18 protein-coding genes are annotated in these 17,463 nt (G+C 50.6%); 12 read left to right on the top strand and 6 right to left on the bottom strand.

Annotated features, from left to right (window positions below; translation table 11 throughout):
* Positions 1–27: 27 nt before the first annotated feature.
* Positions 28–402, top strand: coding sequence for a winged helix-turn-helix transcriptional regulator (locus EJP77_RS11255; protein WP_127199319.1), 375 nt, complete (start codon positions 28–30; stop codon positions 400–402).
* Positions 403–992: 590 nt separating this feature from the next.
* Here EJP77_RS11255 and EJP77_RS11250 read toward each other — a convergent pair.
* The 6 genes from EJP77_RS11250 to EJP77_RS11225 form a co-directional block, all read right to left on the bottom strand.
* Complete coding sequence (locus tag EJP77_RS11250; protein ID WP_127199318.1) at positions 993–2,393, bottom strand: erythromycin esterase family protein; 1,401 nt, start codon at positions 2,391–2,393, stop codon at positions 993–995.
* Between the two features lie 12 nt (positions 2,394–2,405).
* Positions 2,406–3,146: an ABC transporter permease gene (locus EJP77_RS11245; protein ID WP_127199317.1), complete on the bottom strand. Its 741-nt coding sequence runs from the start codon at positions 3,144–3,146 to the stop codon at positions 2,406–2,408.
* Positions 3,147–3,860: an ABC transporter permease gene (locus EJP77_RS11240; RefSeq protein ID WP_127199316.1), complete on the bottom strand. Its 714-nt coding sequence runs from the start codon at positions 3,858–3,860 to the stop codon at positions 3,147–3,149.
* Positions 3,857–4,771: an ABC transporter ATP-binding protein gene (locus tag EJP77_RS11235; protein ID WP_127199315.1), complete on the bottom strand. Its 915-nt coding sequence runs from the start codon at positions 4,769–4,771 to the stop codon at positions 3,857–3,859. The genes EJP77_RS11240 and EJP77_RS11235 overlap by 4 nt, the downstream gene beginning before the upstream one ends.
* A gap of 133 nt (positions 4,772–4,904) precedes the next feature.
* The gene (locus EJP77_RS11230; RefSeq protein WP_127199314.1) at positions 4,905–6,296 is read right to left on the bottom strand and encodes a HAMP domain-containing sensor histidine kinase; all 1,392 of its coding nucleotides are present in this window, start codon (positions 6,294–6,296) and stop codon (positions 4,905–4,907) included.
* A complete protein-coding gene (locus EJP77_RS11225; RefSeq protein WP_127199313.1) occupies positions 6,293–6,967 on the bottom strand; it encodes a response regulator transcription factor in 675 nt (224 codons plus the stop codon). The genes EJP77_RS11230 and EJP77_RS11225 overlap by 4 nt, the downstream gene beginning before the upstream one ends.
* Positions 6,968–7,327: 360 nt before the next feature.
* Between EJP77_RS11225 and EJP77_RS11220 the strand changes: the two genes are divergently transcribed.
* From EJP77_RS11220 to EJP77_RS11170, 11 genes are all read left to right on the top strand, one after another.
* The gene (locus tag EJP77_RS11220) at positions 7,328–7,558 is read left to right on the top strand and encodes a DUF1858 domain-containing protein (RefSeq protein ID WP_127199312.1); all 231 of its coding nucleotides are present in this window, start codon (positions 7,328–7,330) and stop codon (positions 7,556–7,558) included.
* Positions 7,559–7,794: 236 nt separating this feature from the next.
* Positions 7,795–9,048, top strand: a complete 1,254-nt coding sequence (locus tag EJP77_RS11215) for a DUF438 domain-containing protein (RefSeq protein ID WP_127199311.1) — start codon at positions 7,795–7,797, stop codon at positions 9,046–9,048.
* Positions 9,049–9,325: 277 nt separating this feature from the next.
* Positions 9,326–10,273, top strand: coding sequence for an ROK family glucokinase (locus EJP77_RS11210; RefSeq protein WP_127199310.1), 948 nt, complete (start codon positions 9,326–9,328; stop codon positions 10,271–10,273).
* A gap of 87 nt (positions 10,274–10,360) precedes the next feature.
* Positions 10,361–11,254, top strand: a complete 894-nt coding sequence (rapZ, locus tag EJP77_RS11205) for an RNase adapter RapZ (RefSeq protein WP_127199309.1) — start codon at positions 10,361–10,363, stop codon at positions 11,252–11,254.
* A gap of 60 nt (positions 11,255–11,314) precedes the next feature.
* Complete coding sequence (locus tag EJP77_RS11200; protein ID WP_127199377.1) at positions 11,315–12,259, top strand: gluconeogenesis factor YvcK family protein; 945 nt, start codon at positions 11,315–11,317, stop codon at positions 12,257–12,259.
* A 5-nt stretch (positions 12,260–12,264) separates the two neighbouring features.
* The gene (gene whiA, locus EJP77_RS11195; protein ID WP_127199308.1) at positions 12,265–13,194 is read left to right on the top strand and encodes a DNA-binding protein WhiA; all 930 of its coding nucleotides are present in this window, start codon (positions 12,265–12,267) and stop codon (positions 13,192–13,194) included.
* Positions 13,195–13,285: 91 nt separating this feature from the next.
* On the top strand, positions 13,286–13,555 hold the full coding sequence (locus EJP77_RS11190; protein ID WP_068612994.1) for an HPr family phosphocarrier protein: 270 nt from the start codon (positions 13,286–13,288) through the stop codon (positions 13,553–13,555).
* Positions 13,556–13,764: 209 nt separating this feature from the next.
* Complete coding sequence (locus tag EJP77_RS11185; RefSeq protein WP_127199307.1) at positions 13,765–14,523, top strand: SIMPL domain-containing protein; 759 nt, start codon at positions 13,765–13,767, stop codon at positions 14,521–14,523.
* A gap of 243 nt (positions 14,524–14,766) precedes the next feature.
* Complete coding sequence (locus EJP77_RS11180; protein ID WP_281278486.1) at positions 14,767–15,741, top strand: ABC transporter ATP-binding protein; 975 nt, start codon at positions 14,767–14,769, stop codon at positions 15,739–15,741.
* Positions 15,738–16,589 (top strand): ABC transporter permease, encoded by an 852-nt coding sequence (locus tag EJP77_RS11175; RefSeq protein ID WP_127199305.1) that lies wholly within the window; start codon positions 15,738–15,740, stop codon positions 16,587–16,589. Before EJP77_RS11180 ends, EJP77_RS11175 begins: the two co-directional genes overlap by 4 nt.
* Entirely contained in the window at positions 16,586–17,392 is an 807-nt protein-coding gene (locus EJP77_RS11170; RefSeq protein ID WP_127199304.1) for an ABC transporter permease, read from the top strand. The genes EJP77_RS11175 and EJP77_RS11170 overlap by 4 nt, the downstream gene beginning before the upstream one ends.
* Positions 17,393–17,463: the final 71 nt, after the last annotated feature.

Here is a 17,463-nt window from a genome sequence, read left to right as displayed (position 1 = left end):
GATACTACCCGAAAGGATAGTGTGAATATGAGTATGGCCGAGTTTAAAGGTAAAGTTAAAAACATACAGGATACCCCATTTGGTTACACTCTATCTGTGATTGGGGGGAAGTGGAAAATGGTTATCATGTACCTCTTGGCAGAAGGCCAAACCGTCCGCTTCAATGAGCTGAAGAGACAGATCGGCACGATTACATATAAGACATTGAGTTCTCAGCTCAAAGAGCTGGAAGCAGACGGGATGGTGATTCGGACCGAGTATCCTCAGGTTCCCCCTAAGGTCGAGTACAGTCTTACAGATAAAGCGGAGAGTCTATTACCTGTGCTGGAAGGGCTTTGCGAGTGGGGAGTGAAATACAGTGATATAACGAAGCCTGTTCAAGTACATGAGGATCCTCTTTAGGAGGATAGCGTTTAATTCATGGCCGGGTAGTAATCTCACTATTGAGTCAAAGTGTGCATACTTTGCCATTGTGCTTGTAGTCCGTTCAAATTATATAAATTACATAAAGGAGACCGTTCCCATTGAACGGTCTTCTTCATGTATTTGTATTAAAAGAATAATGGGAATGTAAGGTAGATCAATAAGTTTAAAATTAAAGAAACAATCGCCCAAATATTTTTAGTTTGCAGATTCCTGCTTCTTACAAGCAAAAATGATGATATTAAAAGTGCTGCTATCCAGTAAAAGGAAAGATATACTCCAAATCCGTTAAAGTCGATCACTTCATAATGTATTACTGCAATCCCAACTATAACGGAAAGTAGTGACAGGATAATTAAAACCTTCTCAAAAATAAATGATTTATTTCTCAAAAAACCACCCACGCTCAAGTTTTTCAGAATTCCTTGCGAGTCTAAAAAAATCAAATATACATAATTTTACATATTAATAATTAACCGCCTTTGAATCACTCAAACATGCAATTATCTTATGTACCGAAAAAACCCGTCACTAAAATTAGGACGGGAATTAAGGTTATTATATTAGCTTCATGGATTAAATAGACTCACTACCGAGTAATCAATAGGCGTGGGCGCTTTAACCTTGTTGATTACCAGGATCCCGTCGTACTGCTCTTTCGGAATGAATTTCATGGCGCCAGCTCTCACAATCTCGGAGGTCATTCCGTCTTCTGCAGCCAGAATCGGCCTGAACATCCAGGAATTATACTTGGTCATTTTTTTCTGAACAGACAGATCCACGAACGCATTCTTGTACCCGCTGCTCATGATGAGATGCTCCAGGCTCCCTTTCGGCATGGGATTGATGGTAAAAGGCTTGTTCGTTGTAATGGTGCTAGCCGCCCCTTGGTTCATATAGAGTCCAACTACGTAAAGCCGATCCTTCAGCTTCTGATGAAGAAGCTCACCTATACTGGTGAAGCTGTTCACCCATTTGCCGTCCTCTTTCGCGAGGATTCGGGAAGTATTCTTGGCCAGGTGATCATTATGAGCCCACAGAATGACTTTTTTGCCAGGAAAAACATTCTTCATCTGCCACTCCAGATTGTCCAGCATAAGCTTATCTCTAAATGAATAGCTGCCGGCTGTTCCGTCCTGCAGGGGCATTTTCAGAAAATTTATGCGATCTTTCAGCGATCTTACCAAGTAATCGACTTTGTGCGGGCTGTCCGGGTACATCGAAGTTAGTGCTTGTCTGTTCTTCTGGACGAAGGTCAGGAAGTCCTTGTACTGCGGCTCGTACTGATCTACGACCTTCTTGATATCGCGGGTAAATGCCGGGCTACCGCCACTAACATCCCCATAGCTGTTCAGTACTTTGTAGAGGTCCGTGATCGCGGTCTGATCCAGCTTGGCAAAAGCCGCTGCCTTGCCCGTGTCCAGCCTGCCGAGGGCTTCCGCAATGACCTGCGTCAAATAAAAGCTGTTGAACTGCATATCAAACCCGGCAAGATAGAGAGGATGCGGTCCGCGCCCCTGCTCCTTGATGTATTTGAAGAGCTCAAGAGCCTCCTGGGAATGCCATATGGGAAAAATAGAAGCCGCCATCATGGACTCCGGATTGAGCTTGTCGCGATTCTCGTAGACGGCGGCGGCATCACCCATCCCCGATTCAAATGCGATCACATCGTATCCCAGTTGTTCGTGAAGGTACTTGATGAGCCGGGTCTTGGCGCTGCTGTACTCGGCTACGCGGTGGAAGTTCTCGCCGAGACTGACGACGGTCTTGCCCTTAAGCAGCGGCTTCAAGAAGGCTAAATCCCGATAATCTTCTGAAGTTAGCGACTTGAGCTCATGGGTATTTTGCTGGAACCACTGGGTCTGACTCTTCGGGGCAGCAGCAAAGGTACTGCCCGGTGTGATGAGCAAAGCACCCGTTAGGGTTAGAGTGATCAGCCGTGTCCAATATTTTCTGGATAAAAGGTTCATGTTAAAGCCTCCTTAAATCTCCTGCCTATTGAAATAGACGAGTCCTGCTGCAAGGAACAGAATAAAGCTGCCCACAACCGTAATCATCAGGCTTTCAAAGGGAAGATTCATTCCCAGCGGCCCGGAAGCTGCCGTATTTGGAGGCATCATGGCCTGGATGGGCTGTGCCCAGGGATAGTAAGGACGGATTTTGTCCGAATTCACAACCAGGATGTTAGGCACGGTAAAAATCACATTGACCACCAGCGGTGCTGCAAAGCTGACCCAGCGCAGCGATACGCCGAGCTGAAGTGCGGCGAGCGGCAGGCAGGCCACCCAGCCTCCGATGATGCTGCGGGTGATCATCGCCCAAGGGAAGGGCTCGCTCACACCGTGGTAAACGGCCGCGCCCACGTAGCTGCCCAGGAACAGCAGCTGGGTGAAGATCAGCATGACTGCCACGATCAGGAACTTGGCGAAGAATACAGAGGTACGGGATACCGGCAGGGCGAGCAGAGCCTTCCAGCCGCCGCCCACATGCTCGTACCGGCATATGAATGAAGAGTATACACCCGTCAGGATCGGCAGGAACAGCAGGGAGTGGAACAGGCACATGGTTGACAGAAGCAGGGGATAGGCCGGCATGTCCGGTTCAATCTTCGTCAAAATTCCAACGAGCAGGGCCAGTGCAGGGCTGACCAGGGCCAGCAGCCACAGGTGAGACTTCGACATTTTGAGCCGTTCGGACGAGAGGACTCTAAGGAATGTATTCAATTAATTCACGTCCTTTCGGTTGAAATGCAGCAGGGCAAAGATCAGAATTAGCAGTCCAAGCGCGAAGCCTGCGCCAAGGAAGGGCAGCTGATGGTCCGCTCGGTAGGCAAGCGCAGGCCAGTTCAGCGGGAACCATTCAGACAGACTTCCTGTAAATAAGGAGCAGATCGCAAGCGCTAACCCGAGCGTAACTGGCAGAGCCTGATTCCTGTAAGTTAGGGACAGGTAGAGCTGCAGCGCTAGCAGCGGCAGTGAGCCGATGAACGGAAAGAAGCCGATCTTCGCCACGTCCGACCATGGCAGCGGAAAGCCAAATCCAAGGCATAAGCCAAGCACAGCAGTGAAGACCGACAGCAGCAGGCAGGCGACGGCCATAAGAATGATGCTCAGCACGAATTTGGAAGTGAATACGGCTGTGCGTGAGATGGGCAGGGCCAGCAGCTGCTTCCAGGAGCTGAGCTGGTGCTCGACTCCGGCCAGCATGGAGCTGACGAGGGTGCTTCCCATGAATAAAGCCAAAGGCACAAAAGCCATCATATTAGAGATAAGACCCTCCCACAGATGCCCGCGGTACTCCTTGATCAAGTAGTCATAACGCAGCCCGAAGTTCAGCGCCTGCATCACGACAAGTCCGATGGGCGCGATGAAGATCAGGAACCAGATCCCCTTGCCGCGAATCTTGAGGAAGTCCGACGATAAGGCGCGGCCAATCATAGGGACTTCACCTCCCCGATAACCTCCATGAAGATGTCCTCCAGCGATTTATTCCTCTCTTCCACCCGGTAGATCAGGTGTCCATTCTCCACTAGCCGCTTGACGAGCCCGGCGACCTGATTGTCGTTAATCCCGTCAAAATACAGCTTTCCGTCCTGCACCATCCCGGCAAGTCCATTGTCCTTGGCCAGCCAGAGTGCTGATTCCGGCTCGGACAAGGAGATGTTGATGCCTCCCGCGGCCTTCTGTCTCAGGTTTACGATAGTGTCCTGGAACACCATCCGGCCTTCGCGGATGATGCCCACGGTACCCGCCATCTGCTCCACCTCGCCAAGCAGGTGGCTGGAGACAAGAACGGTGATGCCGTGCTCCTGGGGCATCCGCTTGATCAGCTCCCGGATTTCGTGAATCCCGGACGGGTCCAGCCCGTTCGTCGGTTCATCTAGAATGAGCAGCTCCGGTGAACCGAGCAGAGCGGAAGCAATGCCGAGGCGCTGCTTCATGCCCAGGGAGTATCCTTTCACCGCACGCTTCGCTTCCTTGGTCAGGGAGACAATTTCGAGAACTTCGTCGATGCGTGATTTGGGCACATTCAGAATACGGCGGATGGCCTCCAGATTCTCTATGGCCGTCAGATGACCGTAGTAGGAGGGATATTCCACAAGGGATCCGACCCGGCGCAAAATATTAATTTTGTCCTTCTGGAGATCCTTCCCGAGAATTTCGACCGTTCCCTTCGTAGGACGGATTAGCCCGAGCAGCATGCGGATAGTTGTCGTCTTGCCGGCTCCATTGGGGCCAAGAAATCCGTAAATCTCACCTTTTTTAATTTCAAGATTCAGGCCGTCTACGGCGGCGCGTCCACGGTAGCTTTTCGTTAACCCATTCGTTCTGATTACATAATTATTCATCTCTAACTTCACCTCGATAACCAGCATAGCCCTGTCAGTTTAAATGCCGGTCCTCCCGAAGTTTAAAATTAGGTTAAAAAATAACAAAACCAGAACGCGCTGCACACGTCCTGGTTACAGATCAGTCTATTTACTACGGATTTAGAGGCCTTATCCGCATCAGAGTGCCTTGGCCATTGCTCTCAATCTCGAGCCCAAGAGCCATCTCCTTAAGCAGCAGCTGAACGATGGACAGCCCAAGCCCCGCGCCTTTGCCGCTGCTGTCAGCCTGCATCCCGGGACCGCGGTCGGTAATGATCAGGGCCGGATGGCCGTGGTGCATCTCGGTATCCAGACCTATGTAACCGCCTGAACCCGCATGCCGGACGATGTTCTGGAAGAGGTTATCCAGTACCCGCCGGAAGGCCTGCTCATCCACATTCCAGATCAGCGGCTCCCCCTCCAGGTTGATATCCGGGGAAAGACCTTCTTTCTCCCACAGGGTATACCAGGCCGCTGCACTTTCCCGGACGATCCGAAGCACATCCTGCGGCTTCCGGTGAATGGCATATTTGCCGCTGGTCAGAAGGTTATAGGAGAGGAGATGGTCGATCAGGTGGTCCAGGTCGCTCATCTTGTCCTGCATTAAGGCAAGGGACTGCTTCCCTTGATCCGTAAGCGGCTCCTTCTTCAGTGAGTAGAGATGGCTGCCAATAACGGTGAGCGGGGTTCTCAGATCATGGGACATGTTGCTGATCAGACGCTTGCGCAGCCGTTCCTCTTCCTGCTCTCTCCGCCGGCTGTCGCCAAGCTGGTCGATCATGTAATTGAATGACTGCTCAAGCAGACCGATCTCATCGGCCCGTCCGGTATGGATTTTCATGGGCAGCCCATCTTCACCCGGAGCATGCATAGCCGATTCCAGGGTAAGCAGCCGCCGCCGGATTCCCCGGAAGAACAGGTACGACATCCCTGCGAAGAAGGCGAACAGAAGCAGCAGCGTGATGGCGAACAGGCTAATATTCGAAGTTGTTATCTGATTCTGGACAAAATATTCCTCGGGGATCTCAATGGCCATAAAGCCCTGCTTCATCCCCGGCTTGTCACCGATAAAAGCCACAACGGCAAACAGATCCCTGTTGCCAGTGTTTGCCTTCATGTACTGGATGGCGTCATCACTGGACCATTTGGCAGGCTGGCGCCCAGGGGGCAGCTGAAGCCTCGTCATACCGCTATGATCGACCCAGAAGACGGAGGCGAAGGGATACTTCTGCTTGAACTTCCTCAGCTTCTGATCAATCTGATCCGGGGAGGCATTTGCAAGCTGCTTGGCTGCGGTGTGCCAGTTGTCGGTCAGATACGACCTTTGAACGATGTGCCCGTTCTCCTCTTGCTTCTTATCGTTAATTACGGTGTTATTGACTAGCCAGGAGGTCAGGAAGCTAATCGGGATCACAACCGGCACGAACAGGAGGGCCGCAAGTACAATGATTAAATACCGGGACAGCAGAGAGCTCCGGAATTTGGGGAACCTTTGGAACCTCATGCCTTCACCCGGTATCCGATTCCGCGGATCGTCTCGATAATCTGCGGAGCCGCTGGGTCCAGCTCGATTTTCTCCCTAAGATAACGGATATGTACCATCAGCGTCTTGTCCCCATCCAGATAGGGCTCTCCCCATACAGCTTCATAGATTTGTTCCTTGGTCATCACCTGACCCAGATGCCGAATCAAGTACATGAAGATCTGGAACTGCTTGCCGGTAAGGATTATCTCGCTGCCCGTCTCCTTGCTCTCCAGCCGGTTCTCCCGCTCGAATACCCGCAAATGCCCAATCTCCAAAGGCTTTCCACCCAGGGAGCCGCTTCGGCGCACCAAGACCTCAATTCGTGCTGCAAGCTCATCCGGGTGGAACGGCTTGGTCAGATAGTCATCGGCGAACTGCAGGCCCTGCAGCTTGTCATCGATGGAGGAGCGTGCCGACAGCATAAGGATCGGCAGCTCCGGGCTGTTTCTCTTCACACGCTGTCCAACGGTAAATCCGTCAAGACCGGGCAGCATCACATCCAGAATGACCAGATGGCAGTCAGCTGCCGCTTCGACTGCACCTTCTCCGCTCTTAAGCCATAGAACCTCGTACCCCCTGTCCTTCAAATCCTTGCTCACCCAGCTTCCGATCTCCGTATCATCTTCTATGTAAAGTATATGAATTGCCACATTCAGTTTCCTTTCCGGCCGTGCCCTAATTTTGAGTGCATTATACCATGAACTGCCAAATTGCAAGAAATAGAACGGTCACGATAGTGAAGCCACCCTAACAGGGAGGCGGTAAAAATACACACTTACCGGGTATGGTCGTAACTACGAGGAGTGCTTAGACCTTCGGTCGCTGCCCGCCTCCAGATCCCCGAGTGGACCTCCGGCCACATTGTAACAATTTTCTCGTCACTTGTGATTTTAATCACAATAGGCTCTTTCAGGGCATGGTACTTTTAACTTGAGAAAAGTTCTCACCCAGGGAACGCCAGAAGGCGGTGACGATCGCCCCCGGCCTTTCCCATCATGGAGGTTATTTCTATGAACAGCAAATCTGTTAACTTTCAATCGACTTTATATGATCTGTGCACAGCAGATCCCGAGATTATAGACATCATGGTTGCCTTAGGCTTCGGGCACATCGCCAAGCCCGGGATGCTGCAAAGTGCAGGAAGATTCATGACCATCCCCAAAGGGGCAGCGATGCGCAAGATCCCGCTTGAGGAGATCGTGAAGGCATTCGAGGATAGAGGATACGAAGTTATAGCTTAGATAAATGAACTTAAAACGATGGCATGTAAGGGAGGAGTAACGGAGGGGAAGCTTGGAACTGTAGGAGCGATAGCGCTCGCCTTTGTCTCCAGATTTCAACCGTTAATACGGTATTAATCAGGAAATCTGGAGACAACAGCGGCCGAAAGTCCAAGCATTCTCTGGAGTTACGGGCGTCCCCCCAATATGAACATTGTACTGAGTCTTAGATAGATAGAACGAGGAGGAGAATCATCGTGAGCGAACTTATTAACAATCGGGAGACACAAATTGCAGGGCAGTCCAAACGGCAGGAAATGCTCAAGGAGATTATCAAGGAGCTGCACCAGGGGAAGAGCGTAGATGAGGTTAAGGCCCGGTTCGCTGAGGCTGTAGGGGACGTAACCGTCGAGGAAATTTCCGCGATGGAACATTCCCTCATGGAAGAGGAGGGCATTCCTGTATCCGAGGTTCAGCGGCTGTGCTCGGTGCATACCGCTATTTTCAAAGGCTCTATAGAAGAGATCCACCGCTCCTCGAAGCCGGAGGAACAGCCGGGACATCCTGTACACACATTCAAATTGGAGAACCGGGAGATTGAACGGCTGGTGAATTTCAAGCTTCAGCTGCATACGGATCGGTACCGCAAAGAGGCAAGCCCTGAAATCACGCTCAAGCTGCTCGAAGACCTCAGCCTGCTGCTGGACCTCGATAAGCATTACAGCCGGAAGGAGAATCTGCTCTTCCCTTACCTTGAGAAGTACGGAATCTTTGGGCCAACCAAAGTGATGTGGGGTGTAGACGACGGTATCCGCCTTATGATCAAAGAGACAAAGGCGATGCTGAGCGCAAATAGAGAGGAACCTGTAAATGTCCAGATTGTGGAGAGTCTGGAGCGGATTATTTCGGAAGTGAATGAAATGATTTTTAAAGAAGAGAATATCCTGCTGCCGATGGCTCTGGAGAAGCTGACCGAGGACGAGTGGGTGAAGATCGCCCGCGAAAGCGATCAGATTGGCTTCTGCCTGACGGCACCGGATCAGGAGTGGAAGCCGGAGCGTGCAGCCGAGCCTGGCGAGGCCGAAGGAGAGACTGCGGGTACCCGGGACGGATTCGTCCGCTTTGAGACAGGCATCCTGTCTGTGGAACAGCTGGAGGCCGTAATGAACCATCTCCCAGTGGATCTTACCTTTATCGATGAGAACGATGTGGTTCGTTATTTCTCCCATGGCAAGGAGCGGATCTTCGCCCGGACCAAGGCCGTCATCGGCCGTACCGTTCAGAACTGCCATCCGCCGCAAAGCGTACATGTCGTTAACGAATTGTTGGCCGATTTCAAGGCCGGGCGCAAAGATGCTGAGGATTTCTGGATTCCGGTCAAAGACAAGTTTGTCTACATCCGCTATTTTGCGGTAAGAAGTGAGAGCGGGCAGTATCTGGGCACACTTGAGTTCACACAGAACATCGCACCGATTCGGGCGCTTGAAGGACAGAAACGGATTCTGTCATAAACTTGTAAGATATCATGGATGGGATGAACGCTTTAGTTCATTCCATCTATTTGCATAAATGCGAAAGAGCGCTCTGTAGATCCTCCGGGAGAAGGAGCGTTTTTGGCATATCCTTTTTCAGGTAAAATAGGGTCTTCGCATACCGCATCATTTACCGTAAAAGCCTTGCTGACAAGGGGTTTGAGAAACTCTCCCTTCTCTTGACCGATGGGAAGGGTTCGCTTATAGTGGGTACGTAGGAGCAAACTATTTTAAAGAGAAAAAGGTGGCTTGTAAAATGTCTGAACAAATCTACATTGGTGTCGATCTGGGCGGAACAGCAATTAAAGTCGGCATCTGTAATGAGGAAGGCCAGCTTCTTCATACGTATGAAGGACCGACAGAAGTTGAGAAAGGTGCGGACGCCGTAGTTAACAATATTGAACGGTATGTACGTCTTATTCTCGAACAGTCGCCGTACGACTGGGACCAGCTGGCGGGTGTTGGCGCAGGGGTTGCCGGCTTTACGAATGTCCGTGACGGGATCATTATTCTGGCACCAAATATAGGTTTGAAGGATGTTCATATCCGCAGCATTCTGGAGCAGCGGCTCGGCAAGCCTGTCCGTATAGATAACGATGCCAACGTGGCTGCGCTTGGGGAAGCCTGGGCCGGCGCTGGCAAAGGCGTAGGGAACTGTGTCTGCTATACGCTGGGTACAGGCGTTGGCGGCGGTATTATTATTAATGGAGCGATATATCAAGGCTTCTCAGGTATGGCTGGTGAACTCGGCCATATGGCAGTGGTTCCTGATTTGGAAGCGATTCAGTGCGGCTGCGGCAAGATCGGCTGCCTGGAGACTGTATCCTCAGCTACAGGCGTCATCCGTATGGCGAAGGACGCCGTGGAGCGCGGCGATCGCACATCTCTGGCTCAAGTGGAGAACATTATGGCCAAGGATGTCTTTGATGCAGCTAAAGCCGGCGATGAGGCAGCCATTCGCATCGTAAGCCGTGCAGCCTTCTACCTGGGCAAGTCTCTGGCGCAAGTAAGCGCCGTGCTTAACCCGCAGCGCTTTATTATTGGCGGAGGCGTGTCCAAGGCAGGCGATATTCTGTTCAACGAAGTGCGCAGCGTATACGCCAAGTTAACACCAGAACCTCTTCAAGAAGGTGTCGACATCGTACCGGCCATTCTTGGCAACGATGCGGGCATGATTGGAGCGGCAGGTCTGTTCTTGCACTAAGTCGGTTGGTTAAAGACTTAATATAATGGATTGAACTTCATTCGTTCAAATCTATATATAGAGAAGATTGTGAGGGAGGGAAATCAGATGACGGACAAGGAACAAACTTCGGTTGCGAATTTGATCATTATTACAGGCATGTCGGGTGCGGGGAAGTCACTCGCTGTACGGAGCTTGGAGGACCTCGGTTTTTTCTGTGTAGATAACCTGCCTCCGGTGCTTATTCCCAAATTTGCCGAACTTATTGAACAGTCTAACGGGAAAATAGCCAAGGTTGCGCTCGTCATTGATTTACGGGGACGGGAGTTCTTCACGGCACTATCAGAGTCACTCAATTATATCAAAGATCATTTTACAATTAAGTGTGAAATCCTGTTCCTTGACGCCACCGATTCCGTACTGGTACAGCGTTACAAGGAAAGCCGCCGAAGGCACCCGCTGGCTCCGGAAGGGATGCCGCTGGATGGCATCAGACTGGAGCGCAAGATGCTGGAGGAGCTTAAGACCTCGGCCACTCAAGTGATTGATACCAGCAATATGAAGCCGTCTGTACTGAAGGACAAGATTATAGCCGGATTCTCTCATCTGGAGAGCAGCAATTTATCTGTGAATATTACTTCATTTGGTTTTAAATACGGAATTCCGATTGACGCGGATTTGGTGTTCGATGTACGTTTTCTTCCAAATCCCCACTATATTGAGCAGCTTCGCCCACACACCGGGCAGGATAGCGACGTATATGAATATGTAATGAAGTGGCCTGAGACGCAGTCCTTTCTGACCAAGCTGCTGGATATGCTTCATTTCCTGCTGCCGCAGTATCATAAGGAAGGGAAAAGCCAGGTGATTATCGGCATTGGCTGTACAGGCGGCAAACACCGTTCTGTGGCGATATCCGAATATTTGGGCCGTATGCTCGGTACGAGTGAAACGGAGACGGTCCGCGTCAGCCACCGGGATTCCGATCGAGATCGGCATTAAGAGGTGAAGTGAGAAGTGAAAGATCGGTCTACTAGTGAAAGAGTGCCGCGAATCGTGGTGATGGGCGGGGGAACCGGCCTGTCGGTCATGCTTCGCGGCCTGAAAGAGAAGCCTCTAGATATAACAGCGATTGTGACCGTAGCCGATGACGGAGGCAGCTCAGGTATCCTGAGAAGCGAGCTTCAGATGCCGCCTCCAGGAGACATCCGGAACGTGCTGACTGCACTTGCCGATGTAGAGCCGCTGTTATACGATATGCTCAATTATCGTTTTACCACAGGCTCGGGACTAGCCGGACACAGTCTCGGGAATTTGATTCTTGCGGCAATGACCGACATCTCGGGCGACTTTGTAACGGCCGTGCGCGAACTCAGCCGTGTATTTGCGGTTCGGGGACGGGTGCTTCCCGCCGCACAGCATGCGGTCATTCTGCATGCGGAGATGGAGGATGGCACCATCATCACCGGGGAATCGAAGATTCCTGAGGCCGGCGGGAAGATCAAGCGAATTTTCCTCGAGCCGGAAGAGGTTGAACCGCTTCCTGAAGCGGTGGAAGCCATTCTTGAAGCCGATGCCATTCTAATCGGTCCCGGCAGTCTGTATACAAGTATTATTCCAAACCTGCTTGTTCCCAAACTAGCTGAAGCTATTTTGGCCAATAATGAGGCTATCAAGATCTTCGTCTGCAACGTGATGACCCAGCCCGGGGAGACCGACGGTTATGCTGTCAGCGACCACCTTGAGGCTGTATATGAGCATGTAGGACATCATTTATTCGATTATGTCATTGTGAATGATGGCGAGATTCCTGAACAGGTACAGGATTTCTATGCCGAGAAAGGGGCCAAACCCGTTAAGGTCGACTGGGATGTCGTAACGGGCCGAGGCTACAAAATGATCGCGGACACCCTCGTGCTGTTCCGCAGATATTTGCGCCATGATGCTGACAAGCTCAGCCATCATATTTACCAGCTGGTGCAAAACTGGAGTATACGAAAGAGGTGAGTCCCTTGTCCTTTGCGGCACAAACCAAAAAAGAACTGACCATGATCGAAGCCGAGCCTTGCTGCGAACAGGCCGAATTATCCGCGTTAATCCGGATGAACGGTTCCGTCTCGGTGTCGAACAAAAAAGTTATTTTGGACATTTCCACCGAAAACGCCGCGATAGCAAGACGGATTTATTCTTTGATCAAAAAATATTTCGACGTCCACACGGAGCTGCTCGTACGTAAGAAAATGCGTCTGAAGAAGAACAATGTGTACATTGTACGGATTCCGACACATGTGCAGGAGATTCTGAACAAGCTTAAGATCGTATCCGAAGGGTTCATATTCACGCCGGGGATTAATCCGGAGCTGACCCGGAAAAACTGTTGTAAGCGGGCTTACCTGAGAGGAGCCTTTATGGCTGGAGGTTCGGTGAACAATCCAGAAGGTTCCTCCTACCATCTAGAGATTGCCTCCATGTATGAAGAGCATTGTCAGGCACTGGTGGATCTAGCTAACGAGTTTCACCTGAATGCACGCTGTATTGAGCGCAAGAAGGGCTTTATTTTCTACATCAAAGAAGGCGAGAAGATTATCGAACTCCTGAGCATCATCGGGGCTCACCAAGCCTTGTTCAAGTTCGAAGATGTACGGATTATGCGCGACATGCGCAATTCCGTCAATCGGATCGTCAATTGCGAAACGGCGAATCTTAACAAGACGATAGGCGCTGCCATTCGGCAGATTGACAATATCAAGCTGCTCCAGAGGGAAATCGGCCTGGAATCGTTACCGGATAAGCTGAGGGAAGTGGCCGAGATTCGGCTGGCGCATCCGGACATGAACCTCAAGGAAGTCGGCGAGATGCTGAAGGGCACGGTCAGCAAGTCAGGCGTGAACCACCGTCTGCGCAAAATTGACGAGCTTGCCGAAAAAATTCGGGGAGTCTGAACGGGTACACCTAGTGTGGACCTAACGCCTATGGTATACTGATTAAAATATGTCAAACTTACAGGTTGATTAATATAGGGGGTAAGGATTCATGGTCAAACATCCGGTAACCGTCCGTTTGAAAACGGGTCTTCACGCCAGACCTGCAGCGCTTTTTGTACAAGAAGCGAATAAATACTCGTCTGAACTGTTCGTGGAGAAGGATGACAAGAAGGTTAATGCGAAGAGCATCATGGGAATCATGAGCCTTGCCATCAGCACTGGAACGGAGATTTATATCAGCGCCGAGGGTGCGGATGCCGAGCAGGCTGCAAACGCTTTAGTCAGTCTGGTCAGCAAGGAAGAGCTTGAGAACCAATAATTTGTCTTAAGGACAAGCATAGGAGAGAGGGTAACCGCCCGGTTGTGGCGGATCACCTTCTCTTTTTTGTATAAAATAAAAATATATTTCAGATTGTCCGCACCCTTCTGCAACCTTACGAACCTTGGTTCCGTTTAGTAGTTAAATTTAACCAATTTATACGAACTGGACGAAATGTCCGCATAAAAACTATTGGAGGCGGGTTAAACATGAAAATTTGGGTCAAATCGCTAGGTTCCGTGCTGATCGCGGGCACGCTGCTTGCAGGGGGAACGGCTGCAGGAAGTCTGTTAAGCGAAGCTCCTCACGCTTATGCAGATGAAACAACCGCACAGCGCAATGTGATTAATGTGGTTGGAAATGGAGAAGTTTCAATCAAGCCGGATATTGCCTATTTAACGATTGGTGTGGAATCTCAAGCAGCGACTGCGCAGGCAGCCCAGAAGGCTACCGCGGCCCAAATTGCCAAGTTGACCAACCTGCTGAAGAATACCTGGAAGATTGACGCTGCGGACATCCAGACGGCCAGCTTCTATGTCCAGCCGAACTATACTTACAATGACAAAGAAGGACAGAAGGTTAAGAGCTACAATGCATCCCACGCTCTGCAGATCAAATACCGCCAGCTTGATAAAGTAGGCCAGTTGCTCGATGATGCTTCCAAGAACGGAGCTAATCGCATTGACAATGTGCGGTTCACTGTAGAGAACCCGGACCAGTATCAGGAGCAGGTGATTAACAAAGCGCTTGCGAACGCAGAGCTGAAGGCTGGAATTATTGCCAAAGGTGTGAAGCGCCAGCTCGGTATTGTGCTTAGTGTTAGCCAAGGAGGCGTAAACGCGCCTGTATTTGAGCAGAACTACGTAACGATGGATAAGGCGGAAGCTAGTGGATCTGCGGGAAGCTCAGTAGAACCTGGAGAGATTAAAGTAACTACTTCACTAGGTGTGCAGTACGAGCTTAAATAGGATTTGTTGTTGAAAAGGACGCTTTTCTCCTGACTCGGAGAAAGGCGTTTTTTTGTCACAGATCAAGCCAGTTCCGGCTTTAAGCCCGACAAAGTTGTTGTACTAGGTGGTAAAACAAGGTATATTGAATATGCCAAAAATGATAGATTTATAGGAGCCGTCCCTTGGGATATGGCTTTTTTTTCAGATTGTAGAAGCTATTAAGTGATGACCGATACATAAATACTGATGACGAAGGAGTTGATGCACATGATTGAGCTTGTAGATGTCCAGAAGAACTTCGCAGGACAGATGGTTGTGCATCCGCTGAACCTGACGATTAAGGAGGGTGAATTCCTGACTTTACTTGGGCCTAGCGGTTGCGGGAAGACCACGATTTTGCGCATGATAGCAGGCTTTGAGCAGCCTACGGAGGGGCAGATTGTTCTGGATGGTGCAGATTTGACCGCACTTCCACCGAACCGCCGGGACCTCAATCTCGTATTCCAGCACTATGCGCTGTTCCCTCATATGACCGTGGAGGATAACATTGCCTTTGGGCTGAAGATGAAAAAACTGCCACAGGCCGAGATCAAGCAGCGGATTGAAGAAGCAGTAGCGATGACCCAGCTTACCCCGCTGGTTAAGCGTTACCCGCACCAGCTGTCCGGAGGCCAGCAGCAGCGGGTTGCCATCGCGCGGGCGATTGCGAACAAGCCCAAGGTGCTGCTGCTGGATGAGCCGCTGGGAGCGCTTGATCTTCAGCTGCGCAAGAATCTCCAATCTGAGCTGAAGCAGCTTCAGCGGAGCCTGGGCATTACCTTCGTATACGTCACACACGATCAGGAAGAGGCGATGATGCTCTCTGACCGGATCGTTATTATGAATAATGGGCAAGTAGAACAGATTGGAACTCCAAGGGAAATTTATGCCACGCCTGCTACCTTGTTTGCCGCAACCTTCGTGGGAGAGAACAACATCTTCTCTCAAGATGGGCGGCTGTTCGCCGTTCGCCCTGAGAAATTAAAGGCAACCCGGGATACCGATGCAGCGAAGCGGACTGGGGTTGTTCAGGATGTGCTGTATCTGGGCAGCATTCATAAGCTTGTGGTCCAGCTGGATGGCGAACCGATGACCGTGACGATCGCACTGGACTTTACGGACGAGCGGCCATGGGAGATCGGTGAGAAGCTTGGGGTGAACTGGGGTTCTCAGGACGAGGTGAACATCGGCGCATGAAGAAGTCAGGCTTCGCTTTAATTCCTGTAATGCTGTGGTTAAGCCTCTTTCTGGTTGTTCCTATGCTCATTGTGGTTGGCATTTCTTTTATGCAGCGGGATACGGATGGCAATCTAATCTATACCTTTTCCTTGGACGCCTACAAAATATTTTTCGACTCCCTGTATCTCGGTATCTATTGGGACACGATTGTGTTATCCGTAGCGACCACCGTTATTTGCCTGCTGCTCAGTTACCCCCTGGCATATTATATTGCCAGATCGGGGCCGAGAAGGCAGACCTGGGGACTTGCGCTGATCACCATCCCCTTCTGGATTAACTTCCTGATCCGAACCTATGCCTGGGTACTCCTGCTGCGGACGCAGGGGGTTGTTAACAGCTTGTTCATGAATCTGGGGTGGATCTCGGAGCCGATGCAGATGCTGTATACCAAAGGTGCGGTTCTGCTGGGTATGGTCTATACCTTCATTCCTTTCATGGTGCTGCCTATCTATGTGGCTATTGAACAGATGGATCGGCGTTTGCTGGAGGCGGCGAGTGATCTGGGTGCATCGCCTTGGCGGTCCTTCTGGCATATTACTCTGCCCCAGACCAAGTCAGGTATTACGACAGGCGCAGTGCTGGTCTATGTCTCGACGACAGGGATGTTTGTGGTGACGGATATTCTGGGCGGTGCCAAGTCGTCCATGATCAGCAACATTATTCAGACTCAGTTCCTGGGGGCGCGCAATTGGCCGTTTGGGGCTGCGTTGTCCGTCATTTTTGTTATAACGTCATTTATTCTGATTGCTCTCTTTAATAAGGCTATGACCTCCAGATATGAGACAGTGAAGGAGGGACGGGTATGAGAACCAGGCGGAGCCCGTGGCTTGGGCTGCATTCTCTGCTAATGATCATTTTTATCTATGTGCCTATTCTGTTCATCATTCTGTTCTCCTTCAATGATTCCCGCTTGTCTGCAGAGTGGCGGGGCTTCACGCTGGACTGGTACGTATCGTTATTCGACAACGACCATGTCATGGACGCTCTGGAGAACAGCTTGATCGTAGCCGTTATATCTACCCTTGCAGCTACACTGCTTGGGACATTGGCAGCCATTGCTGTTCGGAAAGTAACCCGGAGGCTGAAGCTTAGCATGAACGGATTAATGTATTTACCGATCGTAATTCCCGATATCATCATGGGTCTATCCCTGCTTGTCTTGTTCAGACTGCTTGGTGTCGAAACGGGTAAAACAACCATTATAATTGCTCATATTACTTTCAGTATGTCGTATGTATATGTTGTTGTGTCCTCACGGCTGGCCGGAATGGGCAAGCAGTTGGAAGAGGCGGCGCAGGACCTTGGAGCAAGTCCATGGCAGACATTCCGCCACGTGACTTTGCCTCAGATTACACCGGGTATTATCTCCGGTGCCTTGATCGCTTTTACGATGTCATTGGATGATTTCATGGTCAGCTTCTTCGTATCCGGGCCAAGCTCGACAACGCTGCCTATTTATATATATGGACAAGTGAAGAGAGGTATTTCCCCGGAAATTAACGCGCTGTGTACGATATTAATTTTGGTCAGTGTAACACTGATCTTCCTCGCCCAGTATATGCTGAACAGAGGCAAAGGGCAGAAGAAGCAGAAGATGCTGCCATTCTAAATGAACTGCGAAGTGAACGAGAGAGGAGATTATGAATTGAATAAAAAATTAAAGCTGGTAACGCTGCTGCT

The sequence above is a fragment of the Paenibacillus zeisoli genome (assembly GCF_003994465.1).
In the GTDB taxonomy this organism is placed as follows: Bacteria; Bacillota; Bacilli; order Paenibacillales; family Paenibacillaceae; genus Fontibacillus; species Fontibacillus zeisoli.
The sequence above is the reverse complement of the archived record's forward strand: the minus strand, read 5'-3'. Positions and strand labels throughout refer to the sequence as shown.

Bases quoted from the DNA above. Each gene is read 5' to 3' on its own strand.
- EJP77_RS11255 (WP_127199319.1), top strand. From the start codon at position 28: ATGAGTATGGCCGAGTTTAAAGGTAAAGTTAAAAACATACAGGATACC.
- EJP77_RS11250 (WP_127199318.1), bottom strand. From the start codon at position 2,393: ATGAACCTTTTATCCAGAAAATATTGGACACGGCTGATCACTCTAACC.
- EJP77_RS11240 (WP_127199316.1), bottom strand. From the start codon at position 3,860: ATGATTGGCCGCGCCTTATCGTCGGACTTCCTCAAGATTCGCGGCAAG.
- EJP77_RS11235 (WP_127199315.1), bottom strand. From the start codon at position 4,771: ATGAATAATTATGTAATCAGAACGAATGGGTTAACGAAAAGCTACCGT.
- EJP77_RS11230 (WP_127199314.1), bottom strand. From the start codon at position 6,296: ATGAGGTTCCAAAGGTTCCCCAAATTCCGGAGCTCTCTGCTGTCCCGG.
- EJP77_RS11220 (WP_127199312.1), top strand. From the start codon at position 7,328: ATGAACAGCAAATCTGTTAACTTTCAATCGACTTTATATGATCTGTGC.
- EJP77_RS11210 (WP_127199310.1), top strand. From the start codon at position 9,326: ATGTCTGAACAAATCTACATTGGTGTCGATCTGGGCGGAACAGCAATT.
- rapZ (WP_127199309.1), top strand. From the start codon at position 10,361: ATGACGGACAAGGAACAAACTTCGGTTGCGAATTTGATCATTATTACA.
- EJP77_RS11200 (WP_127199377.1), top strand. From the start codon at position 11,315: ATGGGCGGGGGAACCGGCCTGTCGGTCATGCTTCGCGGCCTGAAAGAG.
- EJP77_RS11190 (WP_068612994.1), top strand. From the start codon at position 13,286: ATGGTCAAACATCCGGTAACCGTCCGTTTGAAAACGGGTCTTCACGCC.
- EJP77_RS11185 (WP_127199307.1), top strand. From the start codon at position 13,765: ATGAAAATTTGGGTCAAATCGCTAGGTTCCGTGCTGATCGCGGGCACG.
- EJP77_RS11180 (WP_281278486.1), top strand. From the start codon at position 14,767: ATGCACATGATTGAGCTTGTAGATGTCCAGAAGAACTTCGCAGGACAG.
- EJP77_RS11175 (WP_127199305.1), top strand. From the start codon at position 15,738: ATGAAGAAGTCAGGCTTCGCTTTAATTCCTGTAATGCTGTGGTTAAGC.
- EJP77_RS11170 (WP_127199304.1), top strand. From the start codon at position 16,586: ATGAGAACCAGGCGGAGCCCGTGGCTTGGGCTGCATTCTCTGCTAATG.